This is a genomic window from Olsenella uli, from assembly GCF_901212675.1.
Classification (GTDB): Bacteria; Actinomycetota; Coriobacteriia; order Coriobacteriales; family Atopobiaceae; genus Parolsenella; species Parolsenella uli_B.
This window is the reverse complement of the sequence record NZ_CAAKOQ010000038.1, coordinates 18099-32784: the sequence shown is the minus strand read 5'-3', so window position 1 is coordinate 32784 and position 14686 is coordinate 18099. Positions and strand designations below refer to the sequence as shown.

Below are 14686 nucleotides of genomic sequence, written 5' to 3'. Positions count from 1 at the left end.
GACCTGCCCAAGCGGCACGGGCGCTCGCCCATGCCTTAAGACACAACTGGTTATACCCCTTAGCGCGCCCGATTACCTCGCACGTCTCTCAGCCCTCTCGTCGCCGTCGTCCAGAGAGCGACGGATGAGCGCGGAGCGAACCGAGTTCGTGAGCGCAAGCATGCGGTCGAGCGCGAGGTTGCGGCGGTGCCTGCGGTCCTTCTCGCTCTCGCCCTGGTGTCGCGAGATGGAGACAAGCGCCTGCTCGAACATGGGTGACTCTCGATTGGAAGCCGTGACGTACTGGCGCAAGTTCTTGGGCTCGATGCCAAAGCGGCCCAGTTCGGCGCAGGCGCGAATGAGCGGAATGTCATGACCGTCGACGAGGTCGCGCCCGGCGGGAGACCGTCGCAGGCGGATGATGCCGCAATCGGAGAGACGCCGCACGAGCGCGATGGGGATGCCAAGCACCTCCGGCACGCGCTCGATGGGATAGAGCTGGTCTGCCATTGCCGCGTCGACAGCGCTCATGGGGTCGGGCAGAGGCTCGAAGGGATCGGATGCACTCCCCTGCTCAGCCTCGTGCTCCTCGGAGACCTTCTTGCCGTCAAGCTCCTCCTTTATGACGGAGAGCGGCAGGAACTTGCTCTTCTGGAGATAGAGGATGGTCTCGAGTCGCTGGATGTCGCGTGAGGAGTAGAGGCGATACCCACCCGGCGTACGCGACGGGTTGAGCAGCCCCTCGTCCTCAAGGTAGCGGACCTTGGAGACCGACAGGTCAGGATACTGCCGCTGCAGCCTCCGCACGACCTTTCCGATGGTGAGGTAGCCTGCATCGGCCATGGGTGGACCCGCTACTCTCCGGTTGCGATCTTCGTCGTGGTGCGCGTGGTGTGGAACACCATGCGGAACGTGCCGATCTGGATGGTCGAGCCGTCCTGCAGCGTGGCGTTATTGACGATGGCGCCATCGACCCACGTGCCATTGAGAGAGCCGAGGTCCTCGATCGTGGCGGAGAGGCCGGAGACGCGCAGCACCGCATGGTGGCGCGAGACGGTCATGTCGTTGAGGAAGACGGCGCTGCCGGGGTCACGGCCAATCGTGACCTCAGGAGAGTCGAGCACGAAGGTAGAGCCGGTCTGCGGGCCCTTGAGAATGGTGAGCGTGGGATACTCGGGGCGGGAGACGCCCATGAGGTCAGGAACGGTCGCGTCGGACGTGGGCATGCAGAAGATGGCCGTTGCGTCGCTGTTGGTGTTTGGATTCTGGTTCTGCATGACTTCCCCCTGTGCATCGAAGTGTGAATGACATTGTACCCCTAGCGGCAGGCTATGGCCTCCACCATGACTCGCGCGCCGTGAGGCAGGGCGCGCACCTCGACGCACGAGCGGGCGGGAGCGGGCTGAGAAAAGCGCTCCGCATAGACCTCGTCTGCCTGCTCGAGCTCGGCAAGCGAGGTGAGGTAGATGGTCGTCTTGGTGACGTCGGCGAGACCGAGCTCGAGCTCCCTGAGGACCGCCTCGACGTTCCTGATGCAGCGGGCCGTCTGCTGCCCGATGCCGCCAGGCACGAGCTCGCCGGAGGTGGGCTCGATGGGAAGCTGTCCGGAGACGAACACGAACCTCGCGGCACTCGTGCCCTGGGAATAGGTTCCCTCGGGCTTGGGGGCATCCTTTGTCGTGATGGCGTACATGTGACTCCCCTCCTAGGCAGCGGCGTTCGCGAGGCCCGCGTTGGCCGGCAGCTGGTCGAGCCTTCCGAAAAGCCCGATGCCCACCGGCGTACGCACGAGCTTCGGACGAGTCGAGTATGACACCGTAGCCACGACCCTGCCGTCCTGCGTCCACTGGCACACTCCCACGCCCTCGTTGGGAACGCTCAGGACGCCCGAGGTCCTCAGGGTGCGCTCGTATGTGGTGGCGCCGCCATCGGGCCAGACGAGCCCTTTCGTGGAGGTGTCGGCGGAGACCACGGCCGAGAGGCCAAAGTGATAGGCATACGGCTGGACCGCGACGATCTGTCCCGCCCGCGAGAGCTGGTAGCGCTGGTAGCGCGTGAAGGCCCAGTCCATGAGCGCCCTCGTGTCCGAGAAGCGCCCCTGTGCCGTCTTGCAGCCGAGGACGCAGGTGTAGAGGGTGGTGCCTCCGCGACGGGCGGCACCAAGGAAGCTCGTGACCGTGTCGCCCGTACCGGTCTTGATGCCAAGGGCGCCCTGGTAGCTCGTGAGGAAGGTGTCCACGGTGGGGAACGTGATGCTCGCGGAGCCGATGGGAACCGTCACGCTCGTCCTTCTCACCGTGTCCGAGATGAACGGGTAGCGCGTCATGGCATAGCGAGCCAGCGTCACGAGGTCGGATACGCTCGAGTGGTGGCCCTCGGCATCGAGGCCGTGGGGGTTCACGAAGTGCGTGTGGGTCATGCCCAGCTCTGCCGCCTTGTCGTTCATCTTGTCAACGAACGCCTGCTCGGAGCCCGCACAGGCAACGGCAACCTCGTACGCCGCGTCGTTTGCCGAGCGAACGAGCATAACGCGCATGAGGTCCTCGAGCGACGAGGTCTGTCCCGGCTGGTAGCCGGCGACCATGGCGTTCTCGGGCAGGTCCGTTGCTGCCTGGATGGTCACCTGCGTGCCGAGGGAAACGCCGCTCTCGAGCGCGACGACGGCCGTCATCACCTTCGTGACCGAGGCCATGTTGATTTCCTCGTCAGGGTTCTTCTCGAAGAGCACGTTGCCGGACGAGTCCACGACGATGGCAGCCTCCGCCTCGGAGAGCGTGGGCTCTGCAGTGTCCGCGCGCGCGACACGGGGGGACCAGGCGAGCGCAAGGACGAGAAGAAGCGACACGGAGACCAGCGCCCGAAGTCTGGCGGACGACGGGCAAGGGAGCCCCACGAAGCCCCGCGACCGCCGGAACCCCGGTCTGGCAGCTTGGCTAGATGCGACCTGGAAGCAAGGGCTCTCGGTCAGACTCACTTATGCCTCCTCGCCAGGGCCTTGGCAGCCTTGACGATGGCCATGCCCTCGCTCGTGTAGACGATTGCGGTTATCACCGAGAAGACGCAACCGGCATAGACAAAGAGGAGGCCGACGGGGCCTCCCTGGGCATTGAGGCCCGGAAGCCAGGAGAGCGTCGTGACCCCAAGCCCCTCGATGACGGGAACGCCAAGCAGAAGGTCGCAGAAGCCAAACATGAGCAGGGCCGTCGTGATCTTGCCTACGTAGACCACGTCGACGGGGCGCTCGCGATAGTGCCGGACGATGAGGCCACCGCAGGCAAGGTACACGTCGCGACCGATGAGGAGGAAGGCCACCCAAGCGGGAAGCTCCGAGGTGACGACGAGGCCGAGGACGCCCGTGAACAGCAGGGCGCGGTCACAGATGGGGTCCAAGATCTTGCCGAACCAGCTCACGGTCTGCGTACGGCGCGCAATCTGGCCGTCCATCCAGTCCGTGCTTGCGGCGAGCGCGTAGATGAAGATGGAGAGCGGGCGGTTGATGTGCTGCACGAACATGCAGAGGAAGACGACGGTGAGCGCCATACGCGCAACGGTGATGGCGTTTGCGACCGTGAGGACCTTGTAGGAGGGATTCTCGGAGCTACCGACCGGCGCATCCACGTTGGGCTCGATGCCCTGACGTACCTTTTCCTCGAGCCATGGGTTCACGGTTAATCTACACTCCCTGAAATTGAGATGGCAGACTGCGCCTACGCACAGTCCTTGGGATGATACCCCAAGCCATGGCCGAGCCACCGTCCATACACGAAGGTGACAGTGATGTGAGATTCGACCTCCTGAGGGAGGTACTGGGCGAGCATCCCGAGCTATTCTGGGTCAACAGAGGCTGTTCCTACATCTATGACGATTCGGACCCGCTTACGCTGAGCCCCACGCACCTCTACGCCGCCAGCGAGATACCCTCGATGAGGGGTGCCCATGAGGAGCGGGCCGCACAGTCACTCGCGTGGACCCCGAGACCCTCCGCTCCATATCCGAGCTCCCCAAGGGGGCCCAGAGGAAGCTATTCGTCGACTACCAGAGGGAGTCGATGAGCCCCACGCGGCTCAGGGACCGGGTCCGGGGGTCGCAGCCCCTCACGTACAAGGATGGGATCAAGGCGCTCGAGCAGGCCGTCGCGTCGGTCAGGAGGGCGGCTGACGTCGCCGAGGCGGGGCTTCCGATCTCGCGCGGCCTCGTCGCCGACCTCAGGCAGGAGACCGCGCGTCTCGAGAGGGCCATAGGGAGGGGTTGACCCGCCCGAGGGGTCAGAATAACAGTTAACAGAGATGTAACAATATTCATCAGCTTTTCATGGGAAAACGGCCTGCTTTTATATTTATATGCTCTATGCGATATGAAATCCAAGGCCTCGGAAGCCATTTGAGTACATGGATTTTTAACGCTCCGAAAAAATGGTACAAATTCAAAAAAAGCTAGGGGCAACAAAGCCCCTAGCTGCATGTTTGGTCGGGTGGACTGGATTCGAACCAGCGACCCCTTGACCCCCAGTCAAGTGCGCTACCAAACTGCGCCACCACCCGTTATGTTGCCGCTCTCACTCGCAGCAGAAGAGAAGATACCATCAGCCCCCAGCCAGTGCAAGGACTTTTTTGGGCAATTGTCATCTCGCGCTTGCAACGAGGGGTCACGATGTGCGAAGCAGCTCGTTTCTCTCGTCGAGGACAAGGAGGAGGGCGAAAACCGCAAGCGTGATGGGGGTCATGAAGATGCCGATGAAGATGAGGAGGGCCTTGGGACAGTCCGAGCCGTGGTCCTTGCAATAGTCCGCGAGCAGCCTCACGACGATGAAGTACGAGCTGAGGGGAAGCAGGACGATTATCCCCACGACCAGAAGCTCGGGAACACCCATGCCAACCAGCATCACAACCAACCCCTTTCGTGTCAACGACAAGGCAAAGGCGGGACGAGATGGGGCGAGAGGTGAAAAGACGGGAGTCCCCTTTGCCCCCATGATCTCAGGGGCATTTTCCCAACGCTGAATCTGACGGGCATCACCGATTCGGCCAGCGGCCCGAATCATGATGCGGGCGGAGACGGGCCGCCCTGCGCGGGCGCACGGCTCCCCTGTCGGCCGAAGGCGGGCACCGTTCGCTGCACGCCAACCGCGCGTTATCATCGAACGGACGAACATCACGATTCTTGGCGGTGCCATGCTCAAGCTCATAAGATATCTTTCCGGTTATGGCAGGGAGTGCGTCCTCGCTCCCCTCTTCAAGCTTCTCGAGGCCGCCTTCCAGCTCCTCGTGCCCTTCGTGATGGCAAGCGTCGTCGACGACGGCATCGCCCGTGGCGACCGCGCGCACATCATGACCTGTGCCGTCATTCTCGTGGTCATGGGCGTGGTCGGCTGGGTCTGCGCCGCCACGGCCCAGTACTTCAGCGCCAAGCTCGGCGCCGGCTTTGGCACGGCCCTTCGTGACGACCTCTTCCGCCACGTCATGGCGCTCTCTCGAGCCGACGTCGACGAGCTGGGCACCTCGACCCTCGTGACGAGGCTCACCAACGACTCCAACCAGATCCAGGACGGCGTGAACCTGTTCTTCCGGCTCGTGCTGCGTTGCCCCATCGCCGTCTTTGGCGCCCTTGCCGCGGCCGTCTACGTCGACGGATATGAGGGGGCGGTCTTCGCGATCGTCGTAGCGCTCGTAATCCTGCTCGTCTGGCTCGTCATGCGCGCCGCGGTCATGCGCTACCGCCAGGTCCAGCACCGCCTCGACGGCATCCTGCTTCGTGTCTCCGAGCAGCTCGAGGGCGTGCGCGTCCTTCGCGCCTTTGGCCGGGAGCAGGCAGAGTCCCGGGAGTTCGATGCCGCCGCGGAGGAGCTCCGGGGCGAGCAGGTGGGCGTGGGCGACGTCTCGGCCCTCATGAACCCGCTTACCTACGTGGCCGTCAACCTCGGGCTCGTCGCCGTGCTTGCCGTGGGTGGTGTGCACGTGGACGCGGGCGGGCTCACGCAGGGCCATGTGGTGGCCCTCGTGAACTATATGTCGCAGATGCTCGTCGAGCTGCTCAAGCTCGCGAACCTCGTCGTCGTGCTCTCCAAGGCGGAGGCCTGCGCCCGCCGCGTCAACGAGGTCTTTGCCCGACACCCGGCCATGCAGGATGGAACTGCCGTGGACGCGGACGCCCCGGCCTCGCTCGAGTTCCGCGACGTGAGCCTCACCTATCCGGGCGCCTCGGCTCCCGCGCTCTCGCACGTGAGCTTTCTCGCCAGGCCCGGCGAAGTCGTGGGCATCATCGGCGGCACGGGGTCGGGCAAGTCGACCCTGGCGGCGCTCGCCATGCGCTTCTATGACGCGACGGAGGGCGAGGTGCTCGTGGGCGGCAGGGACGTGCGCGACTGGCGCCTCTCCAGCCTGCACGAGCTCGAGGGCATCGTCGACCAGCGTCCGCGCCTCTTTGCGGGCACAATCGCCTCCAACCTGCGATGGGGTGCCGAGGGTGCCAATGAAGGCCAGCTCGAACGTGCCGTCGCCACGGCCCAGGCAACCGACGTGGTGGAGGCCAAGGGAGGGTTCGACGGCGAGGTGGAGCAGCTGGGAAGGAACCTCTCCGGAGGCCAGCGCCAGCGCCTCTCCATAGCCCGCACGCTCGTGAGGCACCCGCGCATTCTCATCCTTGACGACGCATCGAGCGCCCTCGACCTTGCGACCGACGCGCGCCTGCGCCACGCCCTCCGCGAGGACCTGGCCGGCGCCACGCAGGTCGTCATCTCGCAGCGCGTCTCGGCCATCAGGCACGCGGACCTCATCCTCGTGCTCGACGGCGGCCGGCTCGTGGGCAAGGGCACGCACGAGCAGCTCCTCGCCTCCTGTGAGGTCTACCGCGAGATCTGCGACTCGCAGCTCGACCGCGGGGAGGTGGCCGCATGAGCGCAGCCAAGGCAAAGCCCACAACGGCCGGCACCAAACGAGCCTCGAGCATGGGCACCCTTCGGCGGGCGCTCGGCTTCCTCTCCTCCCATGCGGCGACCCTCGTGGCATCCGGGCTGCTCGCGGCGGTCGTCACGGTGACGACCCTGCTCGTGCCCGTGCTTTCGGGACGTGCCGTCGACTGTCTCGTGGGGCCGGGCGAGGTCGACGGGGCGAGGCTCCTCGACGCGCTTCGCCTCCTGGCCCTGTCCATTGCCGGGACCGCCGTCTCGCAATGGCTGCTCACGGCGCTCACCAACCGCGTGGCCTACGACGTCGTGCGCGACATGCGCGTCGCGGCCTTCTCTAAGCTGCAGCGCCTGCCCATCTCATACCTCGACTCGCACCGCCACGGCGACGTCGTGAACCGCATCGTCACCGACGTCGACCAGTTCTCCAACGGCCTCGTCATGACCTTCCAGCAGTTCTTCACGGGCGTGCTCACCATCGTGCTCACGCTCGCGTTCATGTTCTCGTTGAACCCGCTCGTGACGCTCGTCGTGGCGGCCGTGACGCCGCTCTCGATCGTGGCTGCCAAGGCCATCGCGGGCAGGGGCTACACCTACTTCCATGACCTGAGCGCGAGGAGGGGCGAGCTCACGGCCCTCGTCGAGGAGTACGTGGGCGGCAAGGGCGTGGTGGAGGCCTTCGACGCCCAAGAGCTTGTCCAGGGCCGCTTCGAGCAGGTCGACGATCGCCTCGCAAAGGCGAGCTTTCGCGCCGTCTTCTACTCGTCGCTCATCAACCCCACGACGCGCTTCGTGAACGCGCTCGTCTATGCAGGCGTGGGCATCTTCGGTGCGCTCGCGGCCATCGATGGGGCGCTTACCGTCGGCGGCCTCACGGCATTTCTCAGCTATGCCAACCAGTACACGAAGCCCTTCAACGACATCTCCGAGGTGGTCACGGAGCTCCAAAACTCCCTTGCCTGCGCGGCGCGCCTCTTCGAGCTGCTCGACGAGCGTGAGGAGGAGCCGGACGCGTCCGACGCCCTCGAGCTTGCGCACGTACGCGGCCAGGTTGACATCTCGCACGTCGACTTCTCCTACGTGCCGGGCCACCCGCTCATCCGCGACTTCGAGCTGCACGTGCGGCCGGGCGAGCGCGTGGCCATCGTGGGTCCCACGGGCTGCGGCAAGACCACGCTCATCAACCTGCTCATGCGCTTCTACGACGTGGACGCGGGCTCCATCTCCGTGGACGGCCGCGACGTGCGCTCCGTGACGAGGCGGAGCCTTCGCGCGGCCTGGGGCATGGTGCTGCAGGAGACGTGGGTCAAGAGCGCGAGCGTGAGGGATAACATCGCGCTGGGCAGGCCCGACGCCTCCGACGAGGAGGTTCGCGCCGCCGCGCGCGCGGCCTTTGCCGACGAGTTCATCGAACGGATGCCACACGGCTACGACACGGTGCTCGGCGGAGAGGAGGCGGCCGTCTCAGCCGGCCAGCGTCAGCTCCTCTGCATCGCGCGCGCCATGCTCGCGGACGCTCCCATGCTCATCCTCGACGAGGCCACGAGCAACATCGACACGCGCACCGAGGTCAAGGTGCAGGCGGCGTTCTCGCGCCTCATGGAGGGCCGCACGAGCTTCGTGGTGGCACACCGCCTCTCCACCGTTCGCGACGCCGACCTCATCGTGGCCATGCGCGACGGCCGCATCGTGGAGACCGGCACCCACGACGAGCTGCTCGCCAGGGGTGGCTTCTACGCGGGCCTCTACCGGAGTCAGTTCGAGCGGTAAAGCCCCTCACCGACGATGGCGCCGATGCCGAGCTTGAGGGTGCGGGCCATGTCGGGCACGGCCATCGTGGGGGTTCCCTCGGGCTTGCGGCGAGTACACGGTGGTCTCCCCGGAACGGCGGGCGGGACGCGGCGGGTGTCGGGATGGCCCCGCGCCCGGCCGCTACCTCGCGACCCGGACGCCCTTCACCTTGCCGAGCTGCTTCTCGCCCCTGCGGTCGGCACCCCAGAAGCACACCGAGACCATCCCGGGGCCCACGTGCGAGCCGATGGTGGGGCCGATCGCGGAGCGGAGAACCTCGAGCTCGGGGTCGAAGGAGCGCAGCGTGCCTGCCAGCTCGTAGCCGTCCTCGAGCGCGTCGGCGTCTCCCACGGCGGCCACGCGGCCATGAGGCTCGAGCTCGCGGTTCCTCTCGAAGTGGTCGCACATCTTGCGCATGCCCTTGCGCCGGCCGCGCGCAACGCCGCGGATGCCGAGAGAGCCGTCGAGGTTGAAGTGCAGGAGCGCCTTCACGTCGAGCGCGTCGCCGATGACGGCCACGCCCTTGGGTAGGCGGCCGCCGCGGTGCAGCGCGTCGAGGTTGTCCACCATGAAGATCGTGCGCACGTGGTAGCGCGCATCCTCCACCCAGCGCACGAGGTCCTCGGCGTTCATGCCCTCGTCGCGCCTCTTGCACGCGCCCTCGAGCAAAAGGTTGAGCGCCGTGGAGGCCACGAGCGAGTCGACGGCGTAGATGCGCACCTCCTCGTCAGGGTGGGCCTCCTTGAGTCGCTCGAGAGAGGCCATGGCCCCCTGGTAGCCACCCGAGATGCCACTCGAGATGCAGAGCATGACCGTAGGCACGCCCGTGTCGTATGCGGCCTGGAAGGCCTCGTCGTACTCGAGCTGGGAGGGCTGCGAGGTCATGGGGCAGGCGCCGCGGCGGATGGCGTCGTAGAATTCGTGGGCGCTCCTCGTCTGGAAGAGGTCGTCGTCCCCGGAGAGGCCGCCGTCGGGCTTTCCGGCCTCCACGTAGTGGAAGGGAATGACGCGCACGCCAAGCTCGCGGGCGCGCTCGGCCGAGAGGTCGCACGTGGAGTCGCACATGATCTGGCAGATGACGGGCATGGTTCCTCCTTGCTCGCGGGCGGCCCTGCCGCCAGCGCTGTCGTTTCACAAAGGGTAGCGGATGCGGGCGAGGCCAGTGGCACGCGCCTCAGCCCTCGAGGCGCTCCCCGACCTCGAGCCACTCGCCCTCGAGGCCGTCGAGGGCCGCCTTGGCCTCGTCCACCTTGGCCTGCGCCGCCTCGAGTGCCTCGTAGTCGGTGGGGTCGACCTCCCCCATCGCGCGCTCGAGCTCCTCCACGCGCCCGCGTTGGGTGTCGCACTTGCGCTCGAGGCTCGCGAGCTGCTTCTTCAGACGCCACTCCTCGGCACTCGAGAGGCCGCCCTCCCCCGCCGGGGCCTGGGCCGGTGCCTCCCGGGCCTTCGCCTGCGAGACGGGGGCCTTCGGCGCTGGGCCGTTGCCGGAGACGTCGCCCGAGCCATGCCGCTCGCCAATGAGTCGCAGATACTCGTCCACGCCGCCGGGCACGTGGCGCAGACTGCCGCCGATGAGGGCGAACTGGTCATCGGTCACGCGCTCCATGAGGTAGCGGTCGTGCGTCACGAGCAGGAGCGTGCCGGGCCAGTCGTCGAGCAGGTCCTCCATCACGGCGAGCATGTCGGTGTCGAGGTCGTTGCCGGGCTCGTCGAGGATGAGCACGTTGGGCTCGTCGAGCAGCACGCACATGAGCGCGAGTCGCCTCGACTGGCCGCCGGAGAGGTCGCGGATGGGCGTGTCGAGCTCGCGCTTGTCGAAGCCCAGACTCTCGAGGAGCTTCTCTGGCGTGTACTCCTTGTCGCCGATGACATAGCTCCTCTTATAGCGGCCCAAGAGCTCGCGCACGCGCCAGTCGAGCTTGTCGGCGAGCAGGTCGATGTGCTGCGACAGGATGCCGAGCTTGACCGACTTGCCGATCTTGACGTGCCCGCTCGTGGGGGCCTGCTTGCCGTCGAGCAGGCGCAGGAACGTCGTCTTGCCGGCGCCGTTCTCGCCGAGGATGCCAAAGCGGTCGCCCGGACCCACGAGCCAGTCGACGTGGTCGATGACGGTGCGGCCCCCGAAGGCAACCGTGGCCTGCTTGAGCTCGAAGACCTGCTTGCCGAGGCGGCTCACGGCAAGGCGCTTGAGCTCGAGCGGGTTTCTGAGGGGCGGCACGTCGGCAATCATGGCCCGCGCCGCGTCGATGCGGAACTTCGGCTTGCTCGAGCGCGCCTGGGCCCCGCGCGAGAGCCAGGCGAGCTCCTTTCTCAGCATGTTCTGGCGGCGGTCCTCCATGACGGCGGCCTGGCGGTCGCGCTCGACGCGCTGCTGGATGTAGGCCGAGTAGCCCCCCTCGAACGGGTCAATCGTGCCGTCGTGGACCTCCCACATGCTCTCGCACACCTCGTCGAGGAACCACCGGTCGTGCGTGATGCAGAGGAGCGCCCCCTCGCCCGAGGCCCAGCGGTGGCGCAGGTGGCTCGCGAGCCAGGTGATGGCTCCCATGTCGAGGTGGTTGGTGGGCTCGTCGAGCAGGAGCACGTCCCACGAGCCGATGAGCAGGCGCGTGAGGTCGACGCGGCGGCGCTGGCCGCCCGAGAGCGTGCCCACCTTGGCGTCCCAGTCCACGTCGCCGATGAGCTCGGCGATGATGCGGCGCGTCTCGGGGTTGGAGGCCCACTCGTACTCGGGCACGTCGCCCACGACCTCGTGCGCCACGGTCTCGTCGTCGTCGAGCTGGTCGGACTGGCCGAGCATGCCCACGGTGATGCCGCCGCGCCAGGTGACGGTGCCGTCGTCGGGCTCGAGCCTGTGGTCGATGAGCTGCAACAGCGTCGACTTGCCATCGCCGTTATTGCCCACGATGCCGATGCGGTCGCCCTCGTTCACGCCGATTGTGACGTCGGCGAGCACGCGCTTGCCCGGCCACTCCTGGGAGAGGTGCTCGCAGCCGATTAGGATTCCCATCTCACTCCTCCTGCGCGCCGTCACGCTCGCGGCGCAGCTCTCTCATCGTCTCGTCGACGTCCGCACCGTCCGCGAGGGACCTGAGCGCACGGATCTCGGCGGCATATCCGGGCAGCTCGTTGGGCGTCTCGAGGATCATCGGCAGGTGCCGGGTGCGCTCGTCTCGCACGATGGCGGCAAAGCAGGCAAGCCCCAGGTGCCCGAGGCCCAGGCGCTCGTGGCGGTCCTTGTGCGCGCCCACCGGGTTCTTGGAGTCGTTGAGGTGAAGTGCCCGGAGCCGCCCGAGCCCAAGCACCCGGTCGAACTCGTCGAGCACCGCGTCGAGGCTTGCCGCCACGTCGTAGCCCGCGTCGCTCACGTGGCAGGTGTCGAGGCAGACGCCCATGAGCTCGTCGTGGTTGACGCGCTCAAGGATGGTCGCGAGCTCCTCGAAGGTGCGGCCCACCTCTGAGCCCTTGCCGGCCATCGTCTCGAGCAGGACACAGGTGGCCTGACCGGGCACGAGCGTGGCGTTGAGCCCCTCGGCAACCTCCCCGATGCCCGCCTCGGCGCCCTGGCCCGTGTGGCTGCCCGGGTGGAAGTTGTAGTAGGTGCCCGGCAGGAGCTCGAGCGTCTCGAGGTCGGCCGCCATGGCACGCCGCGCGAAGTCCCTCACCTCGGGCTTTGCCGAGCACAGGTTCATCGTGTAGGGCGCATGCGCCACGAGCGGACCAAAGGCGTGCGCGGCCATGAGCTCGCGCAGGGCGGCGGCGTCCGCGGGGTCTGCCGCCTTGGCGTTGCCGCCGCGCGGGTTTCTCGTGAAGTAGGCGAAGGTCGTGGCGCCAATCGAGAGCGCCCGCTCGCCCATGGCGAGAAACCCGCCCGAGCTCGAGAGGTGGCAGCCGGCCGACAGCGCGGTGTCCGCTCTCGGGGCTGCCGAGGCGGGCGCGGCGGTTTCGGGCTCGCTCACTCCTTGCCCACCTTAGGCATGAGGGTGGTCTCGTCGAGGACGTCGTCGCCCGTGAGGCCCGGCATGAGGACGGTCTCGCCGAGCGCCGCGGCCCCTCCGGGGGCGGCCGCGGGCTCGCTAACGCCCAGCATCGTGGCGAGCTTCCTGACGATGACCTCGGCAACCTCGCTCTTGGGCATGGTATCAAGCTGCTCCACGCCGTGCGGCGAGACGAGCGCGCAGGTGTCGGTGTCCGAGCCGAAGGACGAGTCGGCGCGCGAGACGTCGTTGGCCACAATGAGGTCGCAGCCCTTCTTGGCGAGCTTCTCGCGGGCACGCTGGATGACGTTGCCGGTCTCGGCAGCAAAGCCGATAACGATGCGCTCGCCGCGGTTCTTGGAGAGCGTGGCGAGGATGTCGTCGTTCTCCACGAGCTTGACCTCGCCGAGCGGCTCGGTGGCCTTCTTGAGCTTGTGATTGGCCTCGGTGGCCGGGCGGTAGTCGGAGACGGCCGCGGCCAGGATGGCGGCGTCGGCCAGCTCGAAGGCGTCCTTGGTGGCGCTCAGCATCTCGGCGGCCGTGGTGACGCGCATGATGCCCACGCCCGTGGGAACCGGCAGTGACACGGGCCCCGAGACGAGCGTCACGTGAGCGCCGTGGGCAGCGGCGGCCTCGGCGATCGCGTAGCCCATCTTGCCCGAGGAGGCATTGGAGAGGTAGCGCACCGGGTCGATGGCCTCGTGCGTGGGGCCGGCCGTGACCACGACGTGCTTGCCCGTGAGGTCGCCGGCGGCCCGGAGGCGAAACATCGCCGCGGCCACGATCTGCTCCACCTCGGCGAGCTTGCCCGTGCCCACCTCGCCGCAGGCAAGGCGGCCCACCACGGGACCGGCAAAGAGCACGCCCTGCTGGCGCAGCGTCTCCACGTTGGCCTGCGTGGCGAGGTTCTCCCACATGTGCACGTTCATGGCGGGCGCCACGAGCTTGGGCGCGGGGCACGCGAGCAGCGTGGTGCTCACCACGTCGTCGGCGAGGCCGTTGGCCATCTTGGCCATGACGTTGGCCGTGGCCGGGCACACGAGGGCGAGGTCGGCCCACTCGGCGAGCTCGATGTGCGGGATGGGCGAGGTCTCGTCCTCGAAGAGGTCGAGCGTGACGCGGTGGCCCGAGAGGGCTTCGAAGGTGCGCGGGCCCACGAGCCTGGTGGCGGACTCGCTCATGCAGACGCGCACGTCCACACCCTGCTTCTGAAGGCCACGCAGGACCTCGCAGGCCTTGTAGGCGGCGATGCCGCCGGTGACGAAGAGGGCCACGTGCTTGGCGCGGGTGGCGGCTTGGGTGAGCGGCATGGGAACCTAGGCCTCCCGGGAGACGACGAGGATGCGGCGGCAGTAGGGACAGGTGGTGATGTCGGAGTCGCTTCTTCGGATGTCGGAGAAGGAGCTGGGCTGCAGGGCCACGCGGCAGGCGGAGGGGCGGTTGCCCTCGAGCGACTCGACGGCAAGGCCGCCAAAGCGCTTGCGGGCCTCGTCATAGCGCCCCATGAACTCGGGCGATATGGTGGCGACGACGCGCTCGCGCTCGGAGGTGAGCTCCTTGACCTGGCTCGTGATGTCGGCCGCGGCCTCGCGCCAGGCGTCGGTCTGCGCCTTCTCCTCGGCAGCGAGACGCTCGGCGAGGCTCCGGGCGTTGCGCTCGGCACGCTCGACGGTCTCGAGCTTCTCAAGCAGGCGCTCGGTGTCGAAGTCGACCTTCTCGAGCTTCTTGGCAAGCGAGGAGAGCGACAGCTCGAGGTCCTGGGCGGCACGGTGGTCGGCCCCGGCCGACACGTCTGCCTGCACCTCGCTCACCTTGTCCGTGAGCATGGCCTTACGCTCGTCGAGGTCGGCAAGGTCAATCTCGACGTCCTTGCGCTGGCCCACGATCTTGGTGAGCTCGGAGGCGACCTTCTTCGACGCGGCGCGGGCGGCGGCAACCTTGGCCCTCTGGGGGAGCTGGTCTGCCGCCTTCCTGAGCCTCATGAGGGAGAGGTCGATCTCCTGGAGCCTAAGCAGCGAGGTTGCCTCTGACACGTGAA

14 protein-coding genes and 1 tRNA gene are annotated in these 14686 nt (G+C 67.2%); 3 read left to right on the top strand and 12 right to left on the bottom strand.

The window, feature by feature from the left end:
* Positions 1-72: 72 nt before the first annotated feature.
* From EFAMC1_RS05650 to EFAMC1_RS05630, 5 genes are all read right to left on the bottom strand, one after another.
* Positions 73-822 (bottom strand): MerR family transcriptional regulator, encoded by a 750-nt coding sequence (locus EFAMC1_RS05650; RefSeq protein WP_154053338.1) that lies wholly within the window; start codon positions 820-822, stop codon positions 73-75.
* Between the two features lie 11 nt (positions 823-833).
* Entirely contained in the window at positions 834-1256 is a 423-nt protein-coding gene (locus EFAMC1_RS05645) for an FHA domain-containing protein (protein WP_154053337.1), read from the bottom strand.
* A gap of 41 nt (positions 1257-1297) precedes the next feature.
* A complete protein-coding gene (locus EFAMC1_RS05640) occupies positions 1298-1672 on the bottom strand; it encodes a Rid family detoxifying hydrolase (protein ID WP_154053336.1) in 375 nt (124 codons plus the stop codon).
* A gap of 12 nt (positions 1673-1684) precedes the next feature.
* Positions 1685-2824: a D-alanyl-D-alanine carboxypeptidase family protein gene (locus tag EFAMC1_RS05635; RefSeq protein WP_187324577.1), complete on the bottom strand. Its 1140-nt coding sequence runs from the start codon at positions 2822-2824 to the stop codon at positions 1685-1687.
* A gap of 125 nt (positions 2825-2949) precedes the next feature.
* The gene (locus EFAMC1_RS05630) at positions 2950-3645 is read right to left on the bottom strand and encodes a CDP-alcohol phosphatidyltransferase family protein (protein ID WP_261981792.1); all 696 of its coding nucleotides are present in this window, start codon (positions 3643-3645) and stop codon (positions 2950-2952) included.
* A 298-nt stretch (positions 3646-3943) separates the two neighbouring features.
* On the opposite strand from EFAMC1_RS05630, the gene EFAMC1_RS05625 reads away from it, so the two are divergent.
* Entirely contained in the window at positions 3944-4231 is a 288-nt protein-coding gene (locus EFAMC1_RS05625) for a hypothetical protein (RefSeq protein WP_154053334.1), read from the top strand.
* Between the two features lie 212 nt (positions 4232-4443).
* On the opposite strand, the gene EFAMC1_RS05620 is transcribed toward EFAMC1_RS05625, so the two are convergent.
* Positions 4444-4520, bottom strand: a tRNA-Pro gene (locus EFAMC1_RS05620).
* A gap of 104 nt (positions 4521-4624) precedes the next feature.
* On the bottom strand, positions 4625-4864 hold the full coding sequence (locus tag EFAMC1_RS05615) for a hypothetical protein (RefSeq protein WP_154053333.1): 240 nt from the start codon (positions 4862-4864) through the stop codon (positions 4625-4627).
* Between the two features lie 286 nt (positions 4865-5150).
* On the opposite strand from EFAMC1_RS05615, the gene EFAMC1_RS05610 reads away from it, so the two are divergent.
* Both EFAMC1_RS05610 and EFAMC1_RS05605 read left to right on the top strand, forming a co-directional pair.
* A complete protein-coding gene (locus tag EFAMC1_RS05610; RefSeq protein WP_154053332.1) occupies positions 5151-6872 on the top strand; it encodes an ABC transporter ATP-binding protein in 1722 nt (573 codons plus the stop codon).
* Positions 6869-8650 carry an ABC transporter ATP-binding protein gene (locus tag EFAMC1_RS05605; RefSeq protein ID WP_154053331.1) on the top strand — a complete coding sequence of 594 codons (1782 nt, stop codon included), beginning with the start codon at positions 6869-6871 and terminating at the stop codon, positions 8648-8650. Before EFAMC1_RS05610 ends, EFAMC1_RS05605 begins: the two co-directional genes overlap by 4 nt.
* Before the next feature lie 162 nt (positions 8651-8812).
* Here the strand turns inward: EFAMC1_RS05605 and EFAMC1_RS05600 are convergent, their stop codons facing one another.
* From EFAMC1_RS05600 to EFAMC1_RS05580, 5 genes are all read right to left on the bottom strand, one after another.
* Positions 8813-9757: a DegV family protein gene (locus EFAMC1_RS05600; RefSeq protein ID WP_154053330.1), complete on the bottom strand. Its 945-nt coding sequence runs from the start codon at positions 9755-9757 to the stop codon at positions 8813-8815.
* A gap of 88 nt (positions 9758-9845) precedes the next feature.
* Positions 9846-11681, bottom strand: coding sequence for an ABC-F family ATP-binding cassette domain-containing protein (locus EFAMC1_RS05595; protein WP_154053329.1), 1836 nt, complete (start codon positions 11679-11681; stop codon positions 9846-9848).
* Position 11682: 1 nt separating this feature from the next.
* Positions 11683-12630: a deoxyribonuclease IV gene (locus EFAMC1_RS05590; protein ID WP_261981791.1), complete on the bottom strand. Its 948-nt coding sequence runs from the start codon at positions 12628-12630 to the stop codon at positions 11683-11685.
* On the bottom strand, positions 12627-13958 hold the full coding sequence (gene coaBC / locus EFAMC1_RS05585; protein WP_154053328.1) for a bifunctional phosphopantothenoylcysteine decarboxylase/phosphopantothenate--cysteine ligase CoaBC: 1332 nt from the start codon (positions 13956-13958) through the stop codon (positions 12627-12629). The genes EFAMC1_RS05590 and coaBC overlap by 4 nt, the downstream gene beginning before the upstream one ends.
* A 6-nt stretch (positions 13959-13964) precedes the next feature.
* Positions 13965-14681, bottom strand: a complete 717-nt coding sequence (locus EFAMC1_RS05580) for a zinc ribbon domain-containing protein (protein ID WP_154053327.1) — start codon at positions 14679-14681, stop codon at positions 13965-13967.
* Positions 14682-14686 lie beyond the last annotated feature (5 nt).